Source organism: Streptomyces sp. NPDC002742 (assembly GCF_042888885.1).
GTDB lineage: Bacteria > Actinomycetota > Actinomycetes > Streptomycetales > Streptomycetaceae > Streptomyces.
The window spans coordinates 174742-196533 of sequence record NZ_JBIAQF010000012.1 but is presented as its reverse complement, the minus strand read 5'-3'; the positions used below and the strand labels follow the sequence as shown (position 1 = coordinate 196533).

The 21792-nt window shown below is 68.6% G+C and carries 22 protein-coding genes and 1 pseudogene; 8 read left to right on the top strand and 15 right to left on the bottom strand.

All coding sequences use genetic code 11. The features are described 5' to 3' along the window. Positions 1–145: 145 nt before the first annotated feature. Entirely contained in the window at positions 146–2896 is a 2751-nt protein-coding gene (gene ppdK, locus ACFYW8_RS23115; protein WP_389079039.1) for a pyruvate, phosphate dikinase, read from the top strand. Between the two features lie 292 nt (positions 2897–3188). On the opposite strand, the gene ACFYW8_RS23110 is transcribed toward ppdK, so the two are convergent. Both ACFYW8_RS23110 and ACFYW8_RS23105 read right to left on the bottom strand, forming a co-directional pair. Further along, positions 3189–3575, bottom strand: a complete 387-nt coding sequence (locus tag ACFYW8_RS23110; protein ID WP_389079424.1) for a hypothetical protein — start codon at positions 3573–3575, stop codon at positions 3189–3191. A gap of 216 nt (positions 3576–3791) precedes the next feature. Then, positions 3792–3917, bottom strand: a pseudogene (locus ACFYW8_RS23105) (DUF5710 domain-containing protein); the annotation flags it as partial. A 187-nt stretch (positions 3918–4104) separates the two neighbouring features. Here ACFYW8_RS23105 and ACFYW8_RS23100 point away from each other — a divergent pair. Then, positions 4105–4281: a hypothetical protein gene (locus ACFYW8_RS23100; RefSeq protein ID WP_389079034.1), complete on the top strand. Its 177-nt coding sequence runs from the start codon at positions 4105–4107 to the stop codon at positions 4279–4281. Between the two features lie 399 nt (positions 4282–4680). On the opposite strand, the gene ACFYW8_RS23095 is transcribed toward ACFYW8_RS23100, so the two are convergent. The 4 genes from ACFYW8_RS23095 to ACFYW8_RS23080 all read right to left on the bottom strand — a co-directional run bounded on the left by ACFYW8_RS23095 (position 4681) and on the right by ACFYW8_RS23080 (position 7203). Further along, positions 4681–5214, bottom strand: coding sequence for a pentapeptide repeat-containing protein (locus tag ACFYW8_RS23095; RefSeq protein WP_389079031.1), 534 nt, complete (start codon positions 5212–5214; stop codon positions 4681–4683). A gap of 22 nt (positions 5215–5236) precedes the next feature. Next, positions 5237–5542 carry a hypothetical protein gene (locus ACFYW8_RS23090; RefSeq protein WP_389079027.1) on the bottom strand — a complete coding sequence of 102 codons (306 nt, stop codon included), beginning with the start codon at positions 5540–5542 and terminating at the stop codon, positions 5237–5239. Positions 5543–5612: 70 nt separating this feature from the next. Next, positions 5613–5978, bottom strand: a complete 366-nt coding sequence (locus tag ACFYW8_RS23085; protein ID WP_389079023.1) for a DUF6313 family protein — start codon at positions 5976–5978, stop codon at positions 5613–5615. Positions 5979–6660: 682 nt separating this feature from the next. Then, positions 6661–7203: a hypothetical protein gene (locus tag ACFYW8_RS23080; RefSeq protein WP_389079019.1), complete on the bottom strand. Its 543-nt coding sequence runs from the start codon at positions 7201–7203 to the stop codon at positions 6661–6663. A 371-nt stretch (positions 7204–7574) separates the two neighbouring features. Here ACFYW8_RS23080 and ACFYW8_RS23075 point away from each other — a divergent pair, with 371 nt between their 5' ends. Beyond that, positions 7575–7766, top strand: coding sequence for a hypothetical protein (locus ACFYW8_RS23075; protein WP_389079015.1), 192 nt, complete (start codon positions 7575–7577; stop codon positions 7764–7766). On the opposite strand, the gene ACFYW8_RS23070 is transcribed toward ACFYW8_RS23075, so the two are convergent. From ACFYW8_RS23070 to ACFYW8_RS23060, 3 genes are all read right to left on the bottom strand, one after another. Next, complete coding sequence (locus ACFYW8_RS23070) at positions 7763–8263, bottom strand: DUF1932 domain-containing protein (protein ID WP_389079011.1); 501 nt, start codon at positions 8261–8263, stop codon at positions 7763–7765. The genes ACFYW8_RS23075 and ACFYW8_RS23070 overlap by 4 nt on opposite strands. Positions 8264–8439: 176 nt before the next feature. Continuing rightward, positions 8440–9333: a helix-turn-helix domain-containing protein gene (locus ACFYW8_RS23065; protein ID WP_389079008.1), complete on the bottom strand. Its 894-nt coding sequence runs from the start codon at positions 9331–9333 to the stop codon at positions 8440–8442. After that, entirely contained in the window at positions 9330–9554 is a 225-nt protein-coding gene (locus tag ACFYW8_RS23060; RefSeq protein ID WP_389079004.1) for a hypothetical protein, read from the bottom strand. Before ACFYW8_RS23060 ends, ACFYW8_RS23065 begins: the two co-directional genes overlap by 4 nt. Positions 9555–10395: 841 nt before the next feature. On the opposite strand from ACFYW8_RS23060, the gene ACFYW8_RS23055 reads away from it, so the two are divergent. Beyond that, positions 10396–11331, top strand: coding sequence for an oxidoreductase (locus ACFYW8_RS23055; protein ID WP_389078999.1), 936 nt, complete (start codon positions 10396–10398; stop codon positions 11329–11331). Between the two features lie 102 nt (positions 11332–11433). Here the strand turns inward: ACFYW8_RS23055 and nirD are convergent, their stop codons facing one another. The 3 genes from nirD to ACFYW8_RS23040 all read right to left on the bottom strand — a co-directional run bounded on the left by nirD (position 11434) and on the right by ACFYW8_RS23040 (position 14950). Then, positions 11434–11796 (bottom strand): nitrite reductase small subunit NirD, encoded by a 363-nt coding sequence (gene nirD / locus ACFYW8_RS23050; RefSeq protein ID WP_389078996.1) that lies wholly within the window; start codon positions 11794–11796, stop codon positions 11434–11436. Beyond that, positions 11793–14345, bottom strand: coding sequence for a nitrite reductase large subunit NirB (gene nirB / locus ACFYW8_RS23045; RefSeq protein WP_389079406.1), 2553 nt, complete (start codon positions 14343–14345; stop codon positions 11793–11795). Before nirB ends, nirD begins: the two co-directional genes overlap by 4 nt. A gap of 428 nt (positions 14346–14773) precedes the next feature. Next, positions 14774–14950 carry a transposase gene (locus ACFYW8_RS23040; RefSeq protein WP_389078991.1) on the bottom strand — a complete coding sequence of 59 codons (177 nt, stop codon included), beginning with the start codon at positions 14948–14950 and terminating at the stop codon, positions 14774–14776. Positions 14951–15054: 104 nt separating this feature from the next. Between ACFYW8_RS23040 and ACFYW8_RS23035 the strand changes: the two genes are divergently transcribed. Next, positions 15055–16272, top strand: a complete 1218-nt coding sequence (locus tag ACFYW8_RS23035) for an RNA-guided endonuclease InsQ/TnpB family protein (protein WP_389078987.1) — start codon at positions 15055–15057, stop codon at positions 16270–16272. Positions 16273–16416: 144 nt separating this feature from the next. Continuing rightward, on the top strand, positions 16417–17199 hold the full coding sequence (locus tag ACFYW8_RS23030; protein WP_389078983.1) for a sulfite exporter TauE/SafE family protein: 783 nt from the start codon (positions 16417–16419) through the stop codon (positions 17197–17199). Between the two features lie 3 nt (positions 17200–17202). Here the strand turns inward: ACFYW8_RS23030 and ACFYW8_RS23025 are convergent, their stop codons facing one another. From ACFYW8_RS23025 to ACFYW8_RS23015, 3 genes are all read right to left on the bottom strand, one after another. Then, the gene (locus tag ACFYW8_RS23025) at positions 17203–17823 is read right to left on the bottom strand and encodes a class F sortase (RefSeq protein WP_365871123.1); all 621 of its coding nucleotides are present in this window, start codon (positions 17821–17823) and stop codon (positions 17203–17205) included. 163 nt (positions 17824–17986) lie between these two features. Then, positions 17987–18505, bottom strand: a complete 519-nt coding sequence (locus ACFYW8_RS23020; protein ID WP_365871121.1) for a hypothetical protein — start codon at positions 18503–18505, stop codon at positions 17987–17989. 630 nt (positions 18506–19135) lie between these two features. Then, positions 19136–20779: a M4 family metallopeptidase gene (locus ACFYW8_RS23015; protein ID WP_389078976.1), complete on the bottom strand. Its 1644-nt coding sequence runs from the start codon at positions 20777–20779 to the stop codon at positions 19136–19138. Positions 20780–20963: 184 nt separating this feature from the next. Between ACFYW8_RS23015 and cutA the strand changes: the two genes are divergently transcribed. Both cutA and ACFYW8_RS23005 read left to right on the top strand, forming a co-directional pair. Then, positions 20964–21290, top strand: coding sequence for a divalent-cation tolerance protein CutA (gene cutA / locus ACFYW8_RS23010; RefSeq protein WP_389078972.1), 327 nt, complete (start codon positions 20964–20966; stop codon positions 21288–21290). Then, positions 21287–21772: a gamma-glutamylcyclotransferase family protein gene (locus tag ACFYW8_RS23005; RefSeq protein ID WP_389078967.1), complete on the top strand. Its 486-nt coding sequence runs from the start codon at positions 21287–21289 to the stop codon at positions 21770–21772. Before cutA ends, ACFYW8_RS23005 begins: the two co-directional genes overlap by 4 nt. Positions 21773–21792 lie beyond the last annotated feature (20 nt).

The following is a 21792-nucleotide window of genomic DNA, read 5'->3' as shown; positions in this document are numbered from 1 at the left end:
GGCTTGCCAAGGCTTGACTTTTGATCTGGTGGCGGACGAATGGTTACAGGCGCATGACGCGCAAGTGGACGTACCCAGACGCCTTCGATCTGGGTATGTTCCCCGTCGTCAGGGCAGCCACCGCGACGTCGAGGAGTCGAGACTCGTGTCGGAAAACAAAGATCCCCACGTAGCTGAAAGCGGCGAAAGCGGCGTCGGCGGAGCGAAGTTCGTTTATGACTTCACCGAGGGCAACAGGGACCTGAAGGACCTCCTCGGGGGCAAGGGCGCCAACCTTGCCGAGATGACCAACCTGGGGCTTCCCGTCCCGCCCGGCTTCACCATCACCACCGAGGCGTGCAAGACCTACCTCGACAGTGGCGAGGAGCCGGCGGCACTGCGTGACGAGGTGAGTGCGCACCTCGACGCCCTCGAGGCCAAGATGGGCAAGAAGCTCGGCCAGGCCGACGACCCTCTGCTCGTGTCCGTCCGTTCCGGGGCGAAGTTCTCCATGCCCGGCATGATGGACACCGTCCTGAACATCGGACTCTCCGACAGGTCCGTCCTGGGCCTCTCCCGGCAGTCCGGCGACGACCGCTTCGCGTGGGACTCGTACCGCCGTCTCATCCAGATGTTCGGCAAGACGGTCCTCGGTGTGGACGGCGAGCTCTTCGAGGAGGCGCTGGAGGCGGCGAAGCACCTCAAGAAGGTCACCGTCGACACGGACCTCGAAGCGGCCGACCTGAAGAAGCTCGTCACCAAGTTCAAGAAGATCGTCAAGACCGAGGCCGGCCGGGACTTCCCGCAGGACCCGCGCGAGCAGATGGACCTCGCCATCCACGCGGTCTTCGACTCCTGGAACACCGAGCGCGCCAAGCTCTACCGCCGCCAGGAGCGCATCCCGCACGACCTCGGCACGGCCGTCAACGTCTGCTCGATGGTCTTCGGCAACCTCGGCCCCGACTCGGGCACCGGCGTCGCCTTCACCCGCGACCCCGCCTCCGGCCACCAGGGCGTGTACGGCGACTACCTCCAGAACGCCCAGGGCGAGGACGTCGTCGCGGGCATCCGCAACACGGTCCCGCTCGCCGAGCTGGAGTCGATCGACAAGAAGTCGTACGACCAGCTCATGCAGATCATGGAGACCCTGGAGAACCACTACAAGGATCTCTGCGACATCGAGTTCACCATCGAGCGCGGCCAGCTGTGGATGCTCCAGACCCGCGTCGGCAAGCGCACGGCGGGCGCGGCCTTCCGTATCGCCACGCAGCTCGTGGACCAGGGCCTGATCGACGAGGCCGAGGCGCTCCAGCGGGTGACGGGCGCCCAGCTCGCGCAGCTGATGTTCCCGCGCTTCGACGACGAGGCGAAGGTCGACCAGATCGGCCGGGGCATCGCCGCCTCGCCGGGCGCCGCGGTCGGCAAGGCGGTCTTCGACTCGTACACCGCCATCAAGTGGTCCCGTTCCGGCGAGAAGGTCATCCTGATCCGCCGTGAGACCAACCCCGACGACCTCGACGGCATGATCGCGGCCGAGGGCATCCTGACCTCACGCGGCGGCAAGACCTCGCACGCCGCCGTGGTGGCCCGCGGCATGGGCAAGACCTGTGTCTGCGGCGCCGAGGAGCTGGAGGTCGACACCAAGCGGCGCCGGATGACGGCGCCGGGCGGGATCGTCATCGAGGAGGGCGACGTCGTCTCGATCGACGGCTCCACGGGCAAGGTCTACCGGGGCGAGGTCCCGGTGGTCCCCTCCCCGGTCGTCGAGTACTTCGAGGGCCGCATGCACGCGGGCGCCGACGACGCCGACGAGCTGGTCGCCGCCGTGCACCGGATCATGGCGTACGCCGACCGGGTCCGCCGGCTGCGGGTGCGCGCCAACGCCGACAACGCCGAGGACGCGCTGCGCGCCCGCCGCTTCGGAGCGCAGGGCATCGGCCTGTGCCGCACCGAGCACATGTTCCTCGGTGACCGCCGCGAACTCGTCGAGCGGCTGATCCTCGCGGACACCGACGCGGAGCGCGAGGAGTCCCTCAAGGGGCTGCTGCCGCTCCAGAAGAAGGACTTCGTCGAGCTGTTCGAGGCGATGGACGGCCTTCCGGTGACGGTCCGTCTCCTGGACCCGCCGCTGCACGAGTTCCTTCCGGACATCACCGAGCTGTCGGTGCGCGTCGCGCTCGCCGAGTCCCGCAAGGACTCCAACGAGAACGACCTGCGTCTCCTTCAGGCCGTCCACCGGCTGCACGAGCAGAACCCGATGCTGGGCCTGCGCGGGGTACGCCTCGGCCTGGTCATCCCCGGTCTGTTCACCATGCAGGTACGGGCCATCGCGGAGGCGGCCGCCGAGCGCAAGAACGCCAAGGGCGACCCGCGCGCGGAGATCATGATCCCGCTCGTCGGCACCGTCCAGGAGCTGGAGATCGTCCGCGAGGAGGCCGACCAGGTCATCGCCGAGGTCGAGGCCGCCACCGGCGTGCACCTGAAGCTGGCGATCGGCACGATGATCGAGCTGCCGCGGGCCGCGCTGACGGCCGGCCAGATCGCCGAGGCGGCGCAGTTCTTCTCCTTCGGCACCAACGACCTCACCCAGACGGTGTGGGGCTTCAGCCGCGACGACGTGGAGGCCTCCTTCTTCACGGCGTACCTGGAGAAGGGCATCTTCGGCGTCAGCCCGTTCGAGACGATCGACAAGGACGGCGTCGGCTCCCTGGTCAAGTCCGCGGTGCAGGCCGGCCGCGCGACGCGCCCCGACCTGAAGCTGGGCGTCTGCGGCGAGCACGGCGGCGACCCCGAGTCGGTCCACTTCTTCCACGAGGTGGGACTCGACTACGTCTCCTGCTCCCCCTTCCGGATCCCCGTCGCCCGCCTGGAAGCGGGTCGCGCGGCCTCCAGCTCGAAGGGCAGCGACCACCGGTAGAGACCCCGGAGCCACGCCGGTCACCTGACCCTCACCGACCGGCGACGGCCCCGGCATCCAGAACGAAGGGGCGGCACCCTGTGCGGGGGTGCCGCCCCTTCGGGCATGGTCTGCGGGGACTGTCAAGGTACGGTGCTGACCAGGGGAAACGGCGTTGGGTGGCGTTGGCTGCCGTTGAACCTGTGCGAGGCCGTTGTGCCCTCGTTGTGCCCTCTGGGTGCGGCTGAGTCCCGTCACGCGTCGGCAGCGCAGAGACCCGCCTTGATTTGGCGCTTTGAGGGATCATTCCCCGCTACGCGCCCCCAGAAGGTTGAGGCGGGATACTCCCGCGACGCAGCGCATCAGCAGCAATCGACGGCCGGGAGTCCGCTGCCGGTGGAGGCGCCAGGCTGATGCCGGCATTCGTCAGGATGGACAGGTCCAGTTCGTAGCTGCGCTCGGACCGGGACCTCCAGATTTTGAAGGCATCGGCAACGTGCGCGTGCGCCTGCTCTTCCGTCATGCCAGTGACGTTCATCAGATGCAGCAACGCTTCTGGCGCCTGCCCACGAATTTGGGCTAGACCGAAGTGGGTGACCGTGTGGCAGTCGGTACACAGGCAGATCAGACGGCGCAGCCTCTGTACGAGTCGGTCCTCGTCGTACACCCACCGCTCGTGCGCTTCCAACCAGCGCTTCACATCACGGTCCTGTGCGGCACCGCACACTTCGCACCGCTGGCCTGCCCTACCAGTGATCATCCGACGGAGACGTTCCCAGTCCCTTGGCGAGACGCAGGAGCGGACATTGGTGAACCAGCAGGAAGACGGCACTAGGTCGACGAACAGGCCTTGCCCCACCGTCCGGTCCTCACCTGGGAGAAGCTCCGGTACGGCGGGGCCAGCAAGCCAGCGCTCCAAGGAGGTTTCCCGACCAGGCGGGGCGTACCAGCGCCGTGTAGTGGCGTCCCATCGGGCGCCGGCCGCCTTTGCCTCATCCTTCTCCTGGTAACTCACGTCCAGCCACGTACGCGAGACCCCCATGGCCCCTCCCAATGCCGCAAGTTGTTGACTACCGGATCTTATGGGGCGTCAGAGCGCTTAGGTGGGCTTATCGGGAACCGTAACGATCGGACTGTGAGGCCGGCGTGTTCTGAGGCTTGGCGCTGCCCCGAGTGGGGGAGGCAGCAAAGACCCGCCGGAGGGGCCGGAGGGAAGGGAGGAGCCACGAATGCCGCAGCAAAGCGTGTATGGGGGCTACGCAGAGGGCAAGGCGGACGCGGCGGCGGCTCGGACGGGCGACGAGGACCGAACCGACGCCGTCGGGGAGGGCCTGGCGGCCATTGCTTACGCCCTGCTCGACGTCGCCGCCGCGATCCGAGAGAACACTGAGGCCCGGCAGCAGTAGCAGCGGCGATTGGCCCCTGTACGCGTGCAGCGACCAGCACGTAACTCGCTTTGCAGGTTTGTCCGGGCTGTTCGGGGCATGATCCGGGGTTGTTCAGGGGCGTTCAATCTCGTGCAGACGACACGGCTGACGGAGCCGAGCGAACGACCCTGAACGGCGACGTGCGGCCATGAAAGAGACGGAAACTGAGACGGCGCTAGGACCGCTGACCTGGACGGCGCCCCTGGCGAGAAGCTGCTAAGAGGGCTATGCGCTGCACTGCCTCCACGCGACGGCGTGCCTGGGGCACTGGCTGTAGTAGCTGTCATCAAGGTTGCGGCTCTGCGGTGCTCGGCCCTTGGCCCCGTTGGCCATGCCGCGACCATCTGCCCGATGCGAGAGACGCAGGCGCCGGGCTCGTCATACCTGGACGGTGCTCCTGTCCGGGCTCTGCCCGCCTCGCACCTGGTAGACGCCCGGACTCACCTCGTCGGACTGCTCGATAACAACCGATGCCAGGTCGGCAGGCCATCTTGTATGCGAATCCCAAGCCGCTCCTACCGGCAGGAGCATGTGCGCAGCACCTGCGAGCCGCGCACCCTTCAGGTTCGCGTCGGTCAGGTTCGCGTCGGTCAGCTTCGCGCTGGTCAGGTCCGCATCGCTCAGGTCTGCGCCGCTCAGGTCCGCGATGGTCAGGTCCGCGCGGTGCAGCTTCGCGCTGGTCAGGTCCGCGTCGGTCAGGTCCGCGCAACTCAGGTCCAGCTGGTCCGCAGTGTGCTTGGGCTGGCTGAGCTGAGCGGCTTGGAGGACTGGCTCTTGGTGCGTTTCCTCTGCGTGCTCAGCAATGGCCTCCGCGGTTGCGGTGATCGCGGTGGCGGGGGCGTCGGGGCAGGCGAGGTAGAGCAGTCCGCGCAGGCGGGCTGCGTGCTCGGCTCGTTCGATGTCCGTCACCACGTCTCCAGGGTAGGCCGGTGGTTCATAACCGGGGCCGTTGCCGCTTGACACAGATGGGACAGAGGTAGTTGGGCTGGCCGTTGACAGCCAGGAGGATGCCGACGGCTTCGTTTTCGGCCCGGCGCACGGTGGCTGTAGTACCAGTCTGCGGGGGTGTTGCCGTGCCCATGATGACCTCGATCAGGTGGGTGAAGTGCTTCTCTGCCCATTTCCAGTTCGGTTCGACGTCCGGCTCTGCGCCGTCGAGAGGGTGACGGGCGCCGAATGCCAGGACTGCGGCCTTGACGGCCTCGCTGCCCTGTTCGTACACCTCATGCAGGGTGATCACGAACCGCTCCCGGATGGCGGTGGCGGGCCGGGGGGTTCGGCCAGGCGGCGCAGTTCGTCGAGGACGTCGCTCAGCTCGCGTGGTGGACTTGGATCTGCTCGGTGATGACGTAGCCGGCGGCCGCTCCGATGATGGCGGGGATCGCAGCCCAGCCGATCAGGGACAGCGGCCAAGCGCACCATTGGGGGCGGACGGCCGCGGGCGAGGTGATGCCGGTCAGGACGGTGTAGACGTTTGCCCAGCCGATCACGAACCCGTTGAGCACGTACAGGGCACCACACACCGTCAGCACTACGGCGCCCCGGCTGAGCAGCCAGTAGCCGAACCGGGGCAAGGCGTGCCGGTCAGCCCAGCGTGCCCGCAGCCGCAGCCGCAGCCGCTGCCGTCGGCCGGGTGGCGGGGGCCCGCCGGGCGCGGGGGCTGGTGCGGAGGACACATCGCCCACGGTAGGGGGTAGATCGCTTCCCCGGCAGGCGAACGACGGCCTCCACGGCAGGAATTGACGTGTGTGCCCGGCGCATAGCGGTGCGGCTGCGCTCAACAGGGACGGGTTCCGGGCGGCCGTTGCCTGACGTCGTCGTCGGCTAGCCTCGCACGGCCCACGGATGGCCCGGCCCGGAACCCAAAAAAATCCGACTGAGACGGAAACCGAGACGGGCAACGTCGAAGGGCACCGCTGCAAGCAGCGGGGCCCTTCGGCATCGTGCCCGGTGAGGCACTGGTGGAGGATACGAGATTCGAACTTGTGAGGGGTTGCCCCCAACACGCTTTCCAACTGTCCGCATTACAGTTCGAGGGTGTCCGTAGGGGTTCACGCGGCAGGTCAGATGGGTTGCGTGTACGGCAGCGAACGGTGGCGGCCGTAGGGGAACTGGACAACGATCAGGACAACGCGGCGACCGTCAGATGCGAGAAACGACCCTGACGAACTCTCTCCCCTTGTGGTTGCTGACCGAAGTCGAAGCCATGGCCATCAGCGTAGGTGAGTTCCACCTTGACGTAAGAGGCCGTTTAAGCGCAGAACCGCTGCGCCTGGCAGGCGGTGACAGCGCACCGCCTGCCTGGAGGACACGGACGGTTTGAGGCCGAGCGTGTGGTGGTCGGCCCCTGGCCTTCCGCTACTTCCACTCAAGACCCCAGACGTTCGAGTCCTTCTTCACGGGGGCCGTGAACCACTTCGCCCAGACCTTCTTCTCGTGGTACCTGCAGCGGGCGTCGAAGGAGTACGTGTACTTCGTGGCCAGGAACTTCTTCGACTCGTGGAACATCGTCATGCGGACCTTGGTCTTGCCCGCCTTGTTCCTCGCCGGGATCGAGTAGCTCCAGCTGCTCGACTTCGACCAGGACTTGCCGACGGTCACGCTGAACGACTTACTCGCCTTGGCGAAGATCACCCCGGCCTCGGCCTCGACCCCCCACGTGCCGCTGGCGCTCGTCGTGGCGGTTTTCGAGTGGTTGTAGGTGAGGTTGCCGCCGAGGTTGTCGTACACCCAGTCGCTGTGCAGGTTGGTCGACTTGCTCACCGTCGACTTGTTGGTGATGCGGTAGCTCTTGCCGGGAGACGGAGGAGGGCACGCGGCGGAGGCGGTGCCGGCGGTGACGGCGACAATGCCGGTCGCGACAACAGCCGTCGAAACAAGGGCGCTTGCAATTCTCAGCACGGATGAGTCCTTCCAAGGAAGCTCGTTGGTTCGGCTGAGGGTAATGAGATCTCGCGAAGAGGCGAAGTTCCGTTGTGCACAAGCATTTTGACGGTTCCTCATGCAACGGGACAAGGAGCGCGGACGGGGCCTCGCCGAGGGCGCGGGGGTGAGGGGATTGGCTCGCATTCGCACCGCTCCGCACCCTCACCCGCGACGCTTGAAGTGACCTACGTCTCAAAGCGGTGGTCCATGCGCTTTGCGGTATGGGAAAGGCCGGACCTCAATTTCTGCCAAAGTCCGCAGCCGTATACCCCCGCCCTTTGTCATGATCTGTGGTCCATGACGGCTCGGTCATTGAGCTGGGGCAAACGGGGGGCAAAGAATGCCGGTTGCAACAAATCGAAGAAGAGGTCACGGAGCAGGTCGTGAAACGGAGGGCGGAATGGAGCGCCGGAGTTGAGGGGTTGCGCACGGTCTGGGTGGCCGGTGGTCGTGAATGGACCGATGGCCTCTGCGACCTTGACGCCGTGGAGCAGCGTGTCGCGGAGGTCATCGAGCTACTGCGGGAGCTGATGGTCTAGCTGGGATCGCACCGCGGGCCCTTGTGCAGCTCATCCAGTACGAGCGCAAGATCCGGCGAGGTGTTCTTGAGCCCCGTCCACCGACCCATCACGGTGGCCGCGGCGTCAGCCAGGTCAGTGGGAAGGCCGGCCTCTTCGAGGGCATGCGCGGCTTCCCGCATTTCTGGTCCCCAGCGCCATGATCGAGCGGCGACCTTCGGGAAGTACGTGGTCTCTGCGAGGTAGTTGGTCGTATGTCCTTGGGCGATGTCCAGTAGCTCCGCCTCCACCCCGTGGTCACTGGCGAGAGCATAGGCAACGGCGGCCAGTGCGCGGCTGGCTTTTTGGTAGCTGCTGTACGACAGCTTGAGGGCGGATGCCTTCCCGATCCCGCCCGACAGGGGACGCGTCTGCGCGACGCTTCCGGCGAAGAGCTGGACGACTGCCGACAGAGCCTCGGTCGGTCCAGCAAGGTAGAGGCGAGGGCTCTTCGAATCCGACGGCGGAGACCCGATCACGGAGCCGTCCACAACAAGCGGAGGAAGACCGGACCGCCGACATGATGGAGGCGGCTCTCAGCTAAGACGGGATCACTGACAGAAGCGCACAATGTGGGGTACGGAGCCGAGTCACGCTCCGTACCCCACGCTGGCCGCGTGTGCCGAACCGCTTTGACGACACTTGCCGTTAGCAGTCAGCGAAAAGTGTGCCATTTCAACTGGCACGCTGGTGCTTTCTGCCTTTCGCCTGGTTCAGGCTCTAGCCCCACGTTCTCCCTATCGACCCAGAACCACTTACCTCGAAAGCGGGTGTCGCCGTCTTCCATGCGCACCAGGTATCGCTGTTTTTGGTCAGGGCCCACGGACCAGCACTCAACACCAACCTTTTTGACCAAGTCCTCCTCCGATGTTGAGGGCTCCCGATCATTTCGGTGAAGGAAGAGCTCCACCGCCCCGCCGCCCAAGGCCAGGAAGCCGGACGTTCTCGGCTGCCCCTCCGGCCAGGGCGCGAGCCCCGGAGACGGCGACGGGGACGGGGACGGGGGCGGAGACGAAGTCCCTGGCTTCCCTCCCACATCCTCTGGCATATTGCCCCCTGTTTCGTAGCACCCGTCGTCGCAGTAGTCGCCCTCTGTACCCGGGTCAGGTGAATTCCCTGGGTAGTAGTTGCGCCCCTTGATCTGGTTCTCGCAGACAGCAGTCCCGCAATGGTTCTCGGCCCGAGGGCCGGGCATATGCAGGTAGGCCACCACGCCGGTCATAACCGCCATGATGATGAGCGCCGCTCCTTTAAGAAGGGCTCTCCAGGAATCGGTGAGGTATGAGCGTTTGGGCAACTCCGCTTTGCACCGTGGTGTGCGGCGGATTGAGTGAGCGGTGGTTGCACGGAGGATGTTGTCGAGCGTGGTGTCCGACGGCTTACGCCGCCCGCTGGCGATGAGCGACAAGGCTGCCGGGCTGACATGAGCCTCGTTGGCCACCTGCCGCAACGTCTTCCCTGACTCCGCGAGCTCCTTCCGGACCGCGTTCGCCAGGTTCTTCTTACCCTCTGGAAGGTCGTCCGAAAGGGGCTTCATGCTGGTCGTCATTCGCCCTCTCCGTCCTCCTGCTTAACCTCCTTCGGGAGGGAGGGCAGCTGGATCCCTGGCATCTCGGCCCCGGCACTCCCACCCCCCGGACCGACCATGTCGCGGACGACGATGGCAACTGCTGTCACTGCCCCCAAGGCAACGGTCACCTGAACGCTGGCGGCGAGAACTAACACCAGCACCAGGCTGGCAGCCGCTCCGAAGGTGATCAGCCTCTGCATGAAGGAACGCCAAGGCACTGGGCGCTCAACTCCCCAAATAGACCCGGATTGCAAGTGGCCTCGGCTCTTGCCAGCCGTGCTTCGACCACAGCAACTATGGAACCCCCCAGGTACCCGAGGGGGGTAGATGCTGGGGGACCTTGTAAACACTTTCTCGGGGCCCTTGAGATGTGAGGCAGTTCAGGGCCCAATAGAACTGCTGAACGTCCCGACCCGGATGTGCGGCCAGAGGCCCCTCGTCTTGCCGCGAGGGGCCTCGCCGTCCGCACTGCAGGTCAGGCCCCCTGCACAAGGACAGTTGGGGTTCTTCGCTCGCCGGCCCAGGTGTAGCGCGCTGGAGGAAGGGGTTCGGCTTGGTGCCCAGGTGGCGTACGAGCTTGCTGAAGACTTCTGTCCCTTCGACGTAGAGGTGCAAGGCCTTTGCCCGTCGAGCCTGACGATGTGAGGCCGCGTCCCTTCGAGGACGTAGAAGACCGTCGGGTGATTGCAGGAGACAACCCCGGTCAACCCCTTCAGCCTCTTGCCGACGCGCCACAGTACGTAGGCGCTGGTGGATGGCGGCAAGGCACTGTGCGCGACGGACGTCCGGGATGCGCCGTGCGAGCTGACGTGAAGTTCACCGGGGAGCCGTAGCGGTACGGCTCACCTCCTGAGTGCCACCGTGATCCGTCTTGAGTGCCCTGAGAGTGCCCTCGGGTACGTGAGAAGAGCTGATTTCCCAGCTCAGGAAGTCAGCCGTCCACCCTGTGCGGGGGTGCCGCCCCTTCGGGCATGGTGCTGCGGGCCGGGCGGAGGGACCCCCTACGCTGGGCCGCCCCGTAGTCACCTGGAAGGAAACGCCATGTCCGGCTGGAACGCGCAGGACGTCCCCGATCAGAGCGGGCGCACCGCTGTCGTCACGGGGGCCAACAGCGGGCTCGGGTACGTCAGTGCGCGTGAGCTCGCGCGCAAGGGCGCCCGGGTCGTGCTCGCCTGCCGCAGCGAGGCGCGGGGCGCCGGGGCCGTGAACCGGCTCATGGCCGAAGTGCCGGGCGCGGACGTGGAGTTCATACGGCTCGACCTGGGGGAGCTGGACTCCGTAAGGGAGTTCGCGAGCGTCTTCGAGCGGGCACACGGCCGGCTCGATCTCCTCCTCAACAACGCCGGGGTCATGGCGCTGCCCCTCGGCCGTACCGCCGACGGCTTCGAGACCCAGTTCGGCGTCAACCACCTCGGGCACTTCGCGCTCACCGGGCTGTTGTTCCCGGTGATCGCCGAGACCCCCGGCGCGCGGATCGTCACCGTGTCGAGCATGGTCCACGCGCTCTCCGACCTCGACCTCGACGACCTCAACAGCGAGCACGGGTCCTATCGCAAGTGGATCGCCTACGCCCGGTCCAAGACCGCCAACCTGCTCTTCACGCACGAGCTCGCGCGACGGCTGTCCGGCGCCGGTTCCGACGCCGTCGCCGCCGCGGCGCACCCCGGGTACGCCTCCACCAACCTGCAGACCGCCGGGCCCCGACTGGAGGGGCGCAAGGGTGCCGAGCGGCTGATGGAGATCGGCAACCGCGTCTTCGCGCAGAGCGCCGAGGCCGGGGCCCTGCCGACGCTGTACGCGGCCACCGCCCGCGGAGTGCGGCCCGACACCTTCGTCGGACCGTCGTTCGCGATGTGGCGCGGCTCGCCCGCGACCTCCTGGCGGGCCCGCTGGACCCGCGACGACGCCACGGCGGAGCGGCTCTGGGCCGCCTCGGAGCGGCTGACGGGCGTCACCTACGAGGGGCTCAAGGGCTGACCGCGCAGCCGCGTCCCGAGGGAGACGACGGCCGGCGGGGTCCGGCGGCCGATGTGGGCCGACGGCCGGCGGGAATGGTCCGGACCGGCGGCCCGGACCGGATCAGGCGGCCCGCACCTCGTACGTCGCCACCCGTACCTCGTCGTCGTCCAGGCACCGCCCCGATTCCAGGTCGAAACGCTGCTTGAGCAATGGGGAGGCCACGAACGGGCGGCCCCGGTGGGTGCCGGTCAGCCCGCGGGAGAGCACCGCCGCCCCGCTGAACGGGTCACGGTTGTCGATGGCGTACGTCCGTCCCGCGCGGTCGGTGAACAGGGCGACCTGGCGGCCGTCCGGGAGAAGGGCGGCGACACCCCGTCCCGGGGTCAGCAGGGACAGCTCGCACACCGTGAACCAGTCGTCCTCCAGCAGGAGTTGGAGAGTGTGGGCTGTTGTCGTCCGGGTCGTCTCGGGTGCCAGGGTCATCGCTGGGCACTTCCTTCCAGGGCTTGCAGGGGCCGGTGTCCGATGGTCAGCAGCGGCAGGTCGGGCTTGATCTGGTCGCGTTCGGGAACGAAGCCGACGACCGGGTCGGGGGTGTCCGGGGCGTTCACGAACGACACGAACCGCCCCAGCTTCTCGGGGTCGTTGATGGTCTCGGCCCACTCGTCCCGGTAGTTGGCGACGTGCGCGGTCATCAGCGACTCCAGCTCCTCGCAGATGCCGAGGGAGTCCTCCACCACCACCTCCCGGACGTGGTCCAGGCCGCCGGGAATCCGCTCCAGCCAGGTCGAGGTGCGCTCCAGGCGGTCCGCGGTGCGGATGTAGAACATCAGGAAGCGGTCGATCAGACGGACCAGTTCGGCGTCCGGCAGGTCCTGGGCCAGCAGGTCCGCGTGACGTGGGGTCGCGCCGCCGTTGCCGCCGACGTACAGGTTCCAGCCGTTGGAGGTGGCGATGATGCCGAAGTCCTTGGACTGGGCCTCGGCGCACTCGCGGGCGCACCCGGAGACCGCCGACTTCAGCTTGTGCGGGGAGCGCAGACCGCGGTAGCGCAGTTCCAGGTCGATCGCCATCCGCACCGAGTCCTGCACGCCGTACCGGCACCAGGTCTGCCCGACGCAGGACTTCACCGTCCGCAGCGACTTGCCGTACGCGTGCCCGGACTCGAAGCCCGCGTCCACCAGCCGCGCCCAGATCAGCGGGAGTTGCTCCACCCGCGCACCGAACAGGTCGATGCGCTGACCGCCCGTGATCTTCGTGTAGAGCCCGAAGTCCCGTGCCACCTCGCCGATCACGATGAGCTTCTCGGGAGTGATCTCGCCACCGGGGATGCGCGGCACGATCGAATAGGAGCCGTTCTTCTGGAGGTTGGCGAGGAAGTGGTCGTTGGTGTCCTGGAGCGCGGCCTGTTCGCCGGCCAGGACGTAGCCGTCGGCGCCGATCGTCGGGGCGAGGGAGGCGATGACCGAGCCGACGGCCGGTTTGCAGACCTCGCAGCCGTCACCGCCCCGGGCGTCCTCACGGCCGTAGCGGTCGAGCAGCGTCCGGTACGAGGTGATCCTGAGGGCGAGGACGATCTCGTACAGCTCCTCGCGGGTCTGTGCGAAGCAGCCGCACAGGCCGTGGTCGACCTCGACACCGCTCGCGGTCAGTTCCTCGTTGACGAGCTGACCGAGGACCTTCACGCAACTCCCGCAGCCGGTACCGGCCTTGGTGCACTTCTTGACCTCGGGGACGTTCGTGCAGGAGTGCTCGGTGACCGCGCCGCGGATCGTGCCCTTGGTGACGTTGTGGCAGGAGCAGACGACCGCGGAGTCGGGGAGCGCGGAGGGGCCGAGGGTCACCGGGGCGCCCGCGCCCGCCGGCAGCACCAGTTGCTCCGGCGCGATCGGCGGCACCGAGCCGGTGAAGGCGCGCAGAGTGCCGTAGGCGTCCGCGTCGCCGACCAGGATGCCGCCGAGGAGCTTTCCGTCGCGGCCGATGACCAGCTTCTTGTAGATGCCCGAGCGCGAGTCCGCGTAGACGACGTCGAGACAGCCGACGGTGGCCCCGTGCGCGTCGCCGAACGAGGCGACGTCCACACCGAGGAGCTTCAGCTTCGTCGACAGGTCGGCGCCGGTGAAGCTCGCCTCGTCGTCGGCGATCGTGGCGGCGGCCGTCGCGGCCATCTCGTAGCCGGGCGCGACGAGTCCGTACACCCGGCCGTCGGAGGCCAGGGCGCACTCGCCGATCGCGAACACGGCCGGGTCGGAGGTGCGGCACCGCTCGTCGACCGTGATGCCGCCGCGCTCGCCGACCATGAGCCCCATGGCGCGGGCGAGTTGGTCGCGCGGACGCACTCCCGCCGAGAACACCACCAGATCCGTGGGGAGTTCGGACCCGTCGGACAGCTTCATCCCGGTCACGGCGCCGTCGTCGCCGGTCACGACCTCCTGGGTGCCCGTGCCGGTGTGCACGCTCAGGCCCATGTCCTCGATGGTGCGCAGCAGCGCCGCACCACCGCCGTCGTCCACCTGCACCGGCATCAGCCGCGGCGCGAACTCCACGATGTGCGTGGCCAGTCCGAGACCCTTGAGCGCGCCGGCCGCCTCAAGCCCCAGCAGACCGCCGCCGACGACCGCACCGGTCGTCGCCCGTGCCTTCGCGTACTCCTCGATGGCGAGCAGATCCTCGATCGTGCGGTACACGAAACAGCCCTCGGCGTCCTTGCCGGGGACCGGCGGCACGAAGGGGTAGGAGCCGGTGGCGAGTACGAGGGTGTCGTAGCCGACCGTCAGACCGGACCGGGAGGTCACGGTGCGCGCGGCCCGGTCGACCGACTCGGCCGGGTCGCCGAGGTGCAGCTCGATGCCGTGCTCCTCGATGAACTCCGCGTCCGTGAGGGAGAGTTCGTCCGGTGTGCGGCCCGAGAAGTACGAGGTCAGCCGGACCCGGTCGTAGGCGGGGCGGGGCTCCTCGCAGAGCACGACCACGCGGTGCGTGGCGGTCAGTCCGCGTTCGGCGAGCGACTCCAGGAAGTGCTGGCCGACCATGCCGTGGCCGACGAGCACGAGCGTGTGCGCTTTCCCGGCCGAGGCGTTCGGGGCTGCCGCCGTGCCTGTCGTCACGGTCGCTGCCGTCGCCGCCGTCATCGTCGTATGCGAGGTCATGACCACACCGTGAAGTGCCGGTGTTACCCGGTGGCATCACGTCTGTTTCCCGGGAGGAACGCTGCCCTCAGCGGGAGCGGGGCCGCGGTGTGAGGGCTCCCGGGGGCCGGAGTGGGACCCGGCCGGGCCGTGAGGCCTCGGGGAAGGCCAGGGGTACAGGATCGGGCACCGGCCACCGGCGGGTCCTCGCGGTCCTGTGCTACGGGGATTAATCGCAGCGCATCGGGCTTCAGTCCGGGGGTAGAGCGATTCTGATAGTTGCTCTGACTCGCAGGTCACATCGGGATTCTGCTGCTCGATGTACTGATGGACTATCGACGGCGGAGCACCGCCGGCCGATCCGGCGAAGCAGGAGCCTGGCGGCTAAAGTCGTTGCGCCCGCCAGCAGTGCTGGACGAGTTCCGGAACTCCTGGCGGAGCCTGCGAGGGCTGGCCCCCTTGAGGGAGTTGACCAACTTGGACAGGGCGGCCTTCGGCGGGAATTTCACGAGCAGTTGGACATGGTTGTGCGCGTGCAGGACGAAGGCACAGTGCCGCCCGGTACATATGTTCTGATACTCGTCTATAGTCCAACGGCAGTACGCTGGCCGGCATGCAGTTGAGGTACAGCTTCCGCCTGTACCCGAACGGTCCTCAGCGCACTGCGCTGGCGCGGGCGTTCGGGTGTGCGCGGGTGGTCCACAACGACGCGCTTCGCGCACGTGAGACTGCGCGCACCGCAGGCGAGCCGTTCCCGAAGACAGGGGACTTGTCCAAGCTGCTGATCACCGAGGCGAAGAGGACCGAGGAGCGTGCCTGGCTCGGCGACGTGTCGGCCGTGGTGCTCCAGCAGTCCCTTCGGGACCTGGACAGCGCCTACCGGAACTTCTTCGACGCTCTCAAGGGCAGGCGCCCGCCCATGGGTGCGCCCCGTTTCAAGAGCCGGAAGGATAACCGGCAGGCCGTACGGTTCACCGCCAACGCCCGCTGGAAGATCACAACCGGCGGAGACCTGTCGTTGCCGAAGATCGGCGACATACGCGTGACGTGGTCGCGCACACTGCCGTCCGTGCCGTCCACGGTGACCGTGGTGAAGGATGCGGCCGGCAGGTATTTCGCGAGCTTTGTCGTGGAGACCGAACCCGAGACGTTGCCTCGGGTGGCGTCCGAGGTCGGTATCGACCTGGGACTGTCGCACTTCGCGATCCTCTCGGACGGTACGAAGATCGAATCCCCGCGCTTTCTGCGCCGGGCCGAGAAGAAGCTGAAGCGGGAACAGCGACGCCTTTCCCGCAAGGCCAAGGGCAGTAACAACCGGGGAAAGGCCCGGTTGAAGGTAGCCCGCGCCCATGCGCAGGTCGCCGACGCACGGCGCGAGTTTCACCACCGGCTCTCAACGCAGATCATCCGCGACAACCAAGCGGTTGCCGTTGAGGACCTGGCGGTGAAGGGGCTCGCCCGTACGCGCCTGGCCAAGTCCGTCCACGACGCCGGATGGTCTGCGTTCGTGTCGATGCTGGAGTACAAGGCGGCCCGGTACGGGCGCACCTTCGTTCGCATCGGCCGGTTCGAGCCGACCTCGCAGGTCTGCTCGCAGTGCGGCGTCAAGGACGGCCCCAAGCCCCTCCACGTCCGCGTGTGGGAATGCGCGGCATGCGGGGTCGTCCTCGACCGGGACATCAACGCGGCGGTCAACGTCGCCAAGGCCGCCGGACTGGCGGTTTCAGCCTGTGGAGCGCAGGTAAGACCAGGACTGGTCCCGGCACAGCGCAGTGAAGCAGGAACCCACCGAGACGGTCGGACGACCGTGGCAGGAATCCCCGGGCCTTAGCCCAGGGAGCGGAAGTCAACTGGACTCGGTGAACTGAGCGCGTCGACGCCTGCACCGGGGACCCGTCGAGGCGAACCTCAGGAGTCGCTCAAGCTTCCCGGCCCCGTGCAGGGCACATCCAACGCGTCCCTTAGGGTCGCGATCATGCCCGACATATCGCTGACCATGATCCTTGTGCTGTGCGCCGCCGCCCTGGCGGCCGGCTGGATCGACGCCGTGGTCGGCGGCGGAGGGCTGCTTCTGCTGCCCGCCATGCTGCTCGGGCTGCCCGCCGGCACCCCGGCGGCGTTCGCGCTCGGCACGAACAAGGCGGTCGCGATCGTCGGCACCGCGGGGGCCGCGGCGACGTACGCGCGCAAGACACCCGTCGACGTGCGCCTCGCCGTACGGATCGGACTCGCGGCCCTCGCCGGTTCGACGGCGGGCGCGTTCGTCGCGGCCGGGCTGAGCACCGAGGTGCTCAAACCGGTCGTCATGGTCGTCCTGCTCGGCGTCGGCACCTTCGTGATCCTGCGGCCCGCCTTCGGCACGGCGCCGCCGACCACCCCGGTCTCCGCGCGCCGCGTCCTCGCCGCGATCGGGCTCGCGGGCCTCGGCATCGGCTTCTACGACGGGCTCATCGGCCCCGGCACGGGCACGTTCCTGGTGCTCGCCCTCACCGCGCTCCTCCACCTCGACCTGGTGACCGCCTCCGCCACCGCCAAGATCGTCAACTGCTGCACCAACGCGGGCGCCCTGGCCACCTTCGCCTGGAAGGGCACGGTGTTCTGGGAGCTCGCCGCCCTGATGGCCGTCTTCAATCTCGCGGGCGGCATGGTGGGGGCGCGGACCGCGCTCAAGCAGGGCAGCGGGTTCGTCCGGGCGGTGCTCCTGACGGTGGTGTTCGCGCTGGTGGCGAACCTGGCCTACCAGCAGTGGCTCGCCTGAACCTCAGCGGCTGCCCGTGAGATGGGCGAAGACGACCACGTTCCCCCGGTAGCCCGTCGTCTCCGAGTAGCCGCCGCCGCAGGTGATGACGCGCAGCTCGGGCCGGCGCGCGGCGCCGTACACCTTGGCGTCGGGGAAGGCGCGGGAGTCGTACACCTCGACCGCGTCGACGGTGAAGACGGCCGTTCTGCCGTCGAGCCGGTCCACCTCGACCGTGCTGCCCTTGCGGAGGGAACCCAGGTCGTAGAAGACGGCGGGGCCCTCCGCGTTGTCGACGTGCCCGGCCACGACGGCGGTGCCGCGCTCGCCGGGGCTGGTCCCGGCCTCGTACCAGCCGGCCAGGTTCTTCTTCCCGGCGGGCGGCACGTTCAGGCTGCCCTGCGGGGTGAGACCGAGGCCCATCAGCGGGGCGTTCACGCCGATCGCGGGGATGCGGATGCGGTCCGGCGGGGAGTGCGGCATCGCGGGGGCCACGGACCGCGCCCGGTCCCCGGCGGTCGCCGCCTGCGCCGCGGACGGCTGGGGCGGCGGGTGCGCCTCGGAGCCGCTGCGCAGCAGCCAGGCACCGGAGCAGAGGGCGACGACCGTGACCGACGCTATGGCGGCATTGCTGACCCGGCGCACGCGAGCCTCCTCACGGGTTCCTCTCCGCGGGCGGGACCGGCCGGCCCGGCGGCTGGGGGATTGCTGATGGTGCCGGTCCCTTCCCCCTCCGGGCCGCGAGGGGCGTCGGGCCACGGAGGGGGAGGGACGGCGGTACCGGCGGACGGACAGCGGAGGATGTCCGTCAGATCCCGTCGCCTCTCGCCCGGCGATGCAGGAGCCAGGTACCGCCCGCGGCGGCGACGGCCAGCGCCGCCACTCCCGCCGCGGTCTGAACGGGGTCGGGGCCCAGCGCGCCGCCGACACCCGTGTTCACATGCCCGCGCGGCTGGATCTGCTCGCGCGTGGAGGTCAGGGTCACCAGCAGGTCGCCGGTGACCCGTCGGCCGTGGGAGCACGTCGCGACGATCTCGTACGTCCCCGGCTGCGCGCTCGGCGGCACCCGGAACTGACCGATCGCGTCCTGCTCGTGCGCGCTGGCGGCGAGCGTGAACGTACCGCCGCCCACCGCGCCGGCGTCCCCGTTCGCCGTGCCGTCCGAGCCGCACGCGGCCGTGTTGACGGTGACATCGGCGCCCGGGACGACGGTGGAGGGGAACACCTCCAGACTTCCGGTGTCTCCGCCGTACACGGGCGCGGCGCCCAGACCCGCGGCGGCGACGGCGAGCGCGGTACCGGTCAGCAGACGTGCGGTACGTCGCATCGTGCTAGCTCCTCCGAGGGGGCGCGGCCCGCGACACCCCCAAGTGCCGCAGCGTCGGTCGTACCCCTGCTCTTCCGAGGTAAGTGGCACATGACCGCGCCCGCTCTCTGATGGAACGTCAGAAATGATGTGAACGGGTGTCGGACGGAGCGCCGGAAGAGGCGGAACCTTCGGCGTTCCGGCAGGTCACCGGCGTGCGCCCGGTGTGCCGCACGGAGAACCCGAAGGGGGCGGGGCCGGGAGTGTGAATGGGTGACCCCGCGTGAACGGGCGAGCCGCGTCAGAGGGTGAACGCGCGGCGCGGCCCGGGTGCGCCGGCCGAAGGTGCGCCGGAATGCGTGCCGGAGCATGTGCCTCGTCACGTCGTGGCGTCGGTCGGGCGCGATGATTTCGGAAGGCGGGTGAAGCGCCCGCTCGAACACGTTTCCACCGTTACCGCGAGGACGGGCGTGGACGTGAGTGTGTACCGGCCGGTGAAGGAGGACTAGGACCCGCCCGGCGCGGACATGCTCCGGACAAGCCGTGGGCAGGCGAACCTGACGGCGCCTGCCCACGGTGACCGGAGAGCGTCCGAGCCCGGAGAGCGTCCGAGCCCGGAGACCCTCCGAGACCGATCGCGTCCGGTACCGGTCAGCCCACGGAGACCGCCGACCAGGCCGCCGCCACGGCGTTGTACTCGGTGCCGCCCGCCCCGTACAGGTCCTTGGCCGCGTTCAGCGTGGCGGTGCGCGCGCCCGCGTAGTTCGTCGACGAGGTCATGTAGACCGTCAGCGCGCGGTACCAGATCTTGCCGACCTTGTCGTGGCCGATGCCGGTGACCGTGGCGCCGTTGCAGGTGGGGGAGTCGTAGGCGACGCCGTTCACGGTCTTCGCCCCGCTGCCCTCCGAGAGCAGGTAGACGAAGTGGTTGGCGACGCCGGAGGAGTAGTGGACGTCGAGGTTGCCGACCGAACTGCTCCAGCAGTCGGCCGAGTTGCCGTCCCTGGAGGGCTTGTCCATGAAGCGGAGGGCGGGCTTGCCGAACCCGGGGCGGACGATCTTCTCGCCGATCAGGTAGTCACCGGGGTCCGAGGCGTTGTTCGCGTACCACTCCACCATGGTGCCGAAGATGTCGGACGTGGCCTCGTTCAGGCCGCCTGACTCGCCCGAGTACGTCAGCGCGGCCGTCTTGGAGGTCACGCCGTGCGACATCTCGTGCCCGGCGACGTCCAGCGCGACCAGCGGCCCGAACGTCGAGCCGTCACCGTCCCCGTACGTCATGCAGAAGCAACTGTCGTCCCAGAAGGCGTTGTTGTAGTTGCTGCCGTAGTGCACGCGGTTGTACGACCCCTTGCCGTCGCCCGCGATGCCGTTCCGCCCGTGGACGTTCTTGTAGTAGTCCCAGGTCTCGTTCGTGCCGTACTGCGCGTCCACCGCGGCGGACGAGCGGTCCGAAGTCGTGCCCGCGCCCCAGTGGTTGTCCGCGTCGGTGAAGAGCGTCGCGGGCGCCCGGCTGATGCAGATCCCGAAGATGCACAGGTCCGTCTTGTTCGCCGCGTCGCCCGTGTACGTGTTCCCGCGCGTCGGGTCCTTCAGCTGGTACGTCGATCCGGACAGCGTCGTTTCGAGCGGAACGGTGCCGCTGTAGAGCGAGTTGCCGTCGCCCGTCGCCGTCTCGACGCTGTCCCAGGCGTCGATCCGCGCGCCGGTGCGGGCGTCGGTCACGGTCGTGCGGGCGACCGGGTTGCCGAGCGAGTCCTCCGCCACCGCCTCGGTGCGCCAGGCGAGCCGCGCAGCCCCGTGCAGGGCGTCGACGATCAGCCGGGGCTTCGCGGTCACCTTCTTCAGCGCCTCACCGGGGTTGGCGGCGCGCAGCGCGTTCACCGCCAGACCGGCCGCCTTCGCGCCGGACAGCTCGGGGGTGACGCTGGTCAGCGAAATGGCCTTCCCGGTCGCGCGGTTTGCGCCGCGGTAGGCGCCGTCCGGTGCCAGATGCACCACGAAGTCGCCGCCGAGCACCGGGAGTTCGCGGTAGGTCCGGTCGTAGCGCACATGCTGGGTGCCGTCCTTGTCGACGACGACGTCCCGGACGGAGGTGCGCTGCGCGGAGTTCAGGCCCAGGTCCGTGGCGTGGGCCGCCAGTGCCGAGACCGCGTTCTCGATCGCGGTGGCCCGGGTCGGCCGGGCGTCGGCGCTCGCGGCGGGGGCGAGTGCGGCGGCCAGCAGCGCGGCCGTCGTCACGGCCGCGCCGGCGGTGACGAGAGAGGAACCTCGGACGTGCCGTATTCGACTCATCGGTCTCCTTGGGAAGGTGCCTTGGGGAGGGCGCGTGGGGGGAGGGGCGCGTGGGGACGCGTGAGGAGGCGCTGAAAGCTGACTCAGATTTAAAGGTGCATGACATGTCATGTCCATAGGGCCTGCCGGGTGCGTGCGGGATGCGGCGAGAATCGTTTCCGTACCCTCACGAATGGAGGCGCTCATGGAATCGCCCGCCTGCCTGGCCGTCCTGACCACGACGGATGCGGCGGAGAAGGCCGCGGCGCTGGCCCGTGGCGCGGTGACGGCGCGCGTCGCGGCCTGTGCGCAGATCTCGGGGCCGGTCACCTCCGTCTACCGCTGGGAGGGTGCCGTGGAGACAGCCTCCGAGTGGCAGATCCAGTTCAAGACGACCGCGGCGCGCTACCCGGCGCTGGAGGCGTATCTCCTGGACGCCCACGACTACGACACCCCCGAGATCATCGCGACCCCGGTCGTCGCGGGAAGCCCGGACTACCTGCGCTGGCTGGAGGAGGAAACGGCCCCTTGAGTCCTTCGAGTCCCCTGAGTCCTCCGGACCTCCTCGGCGAAGCGGAACTTCCCTTCTTCGTCTACGGCACCCTGCGCCCCGGCGAGCACAACCACGACCTGTTCCTGCTCGGCCGGACCCGGTCCGAGGAGCCGGGGCGGATGCGCGGGCTCCTGCTGTACGCGGGGCCCGGATACCCGTACGCCGTCGAAGAGCCCGGCGGCGTGGTGAGCGGCGAACTCGTGACCGCGCGACCCGAGGCGTACGAGCAACTCCTCGCGGCGCTCGACGAGTTGGAGGAGTACACGCCGGGCGACCCGCGCAACCTCTACGAACGGGTCGCCCGTGACGCCGTACGAGCGGACGGCGTCACGCGCGTGCGGGCCTGGGTGTATGTCGCCGCCCCCGCGATCGCGGCCCGTCTGCGGACCGACGGCAAGCTGATCGAGAACGGGGACTGGCGCGGCGGCGGGGGAGACACCCCGGCGCGCCGGCCCGGCTGAGCGTGCCCGCGCGGGACCTA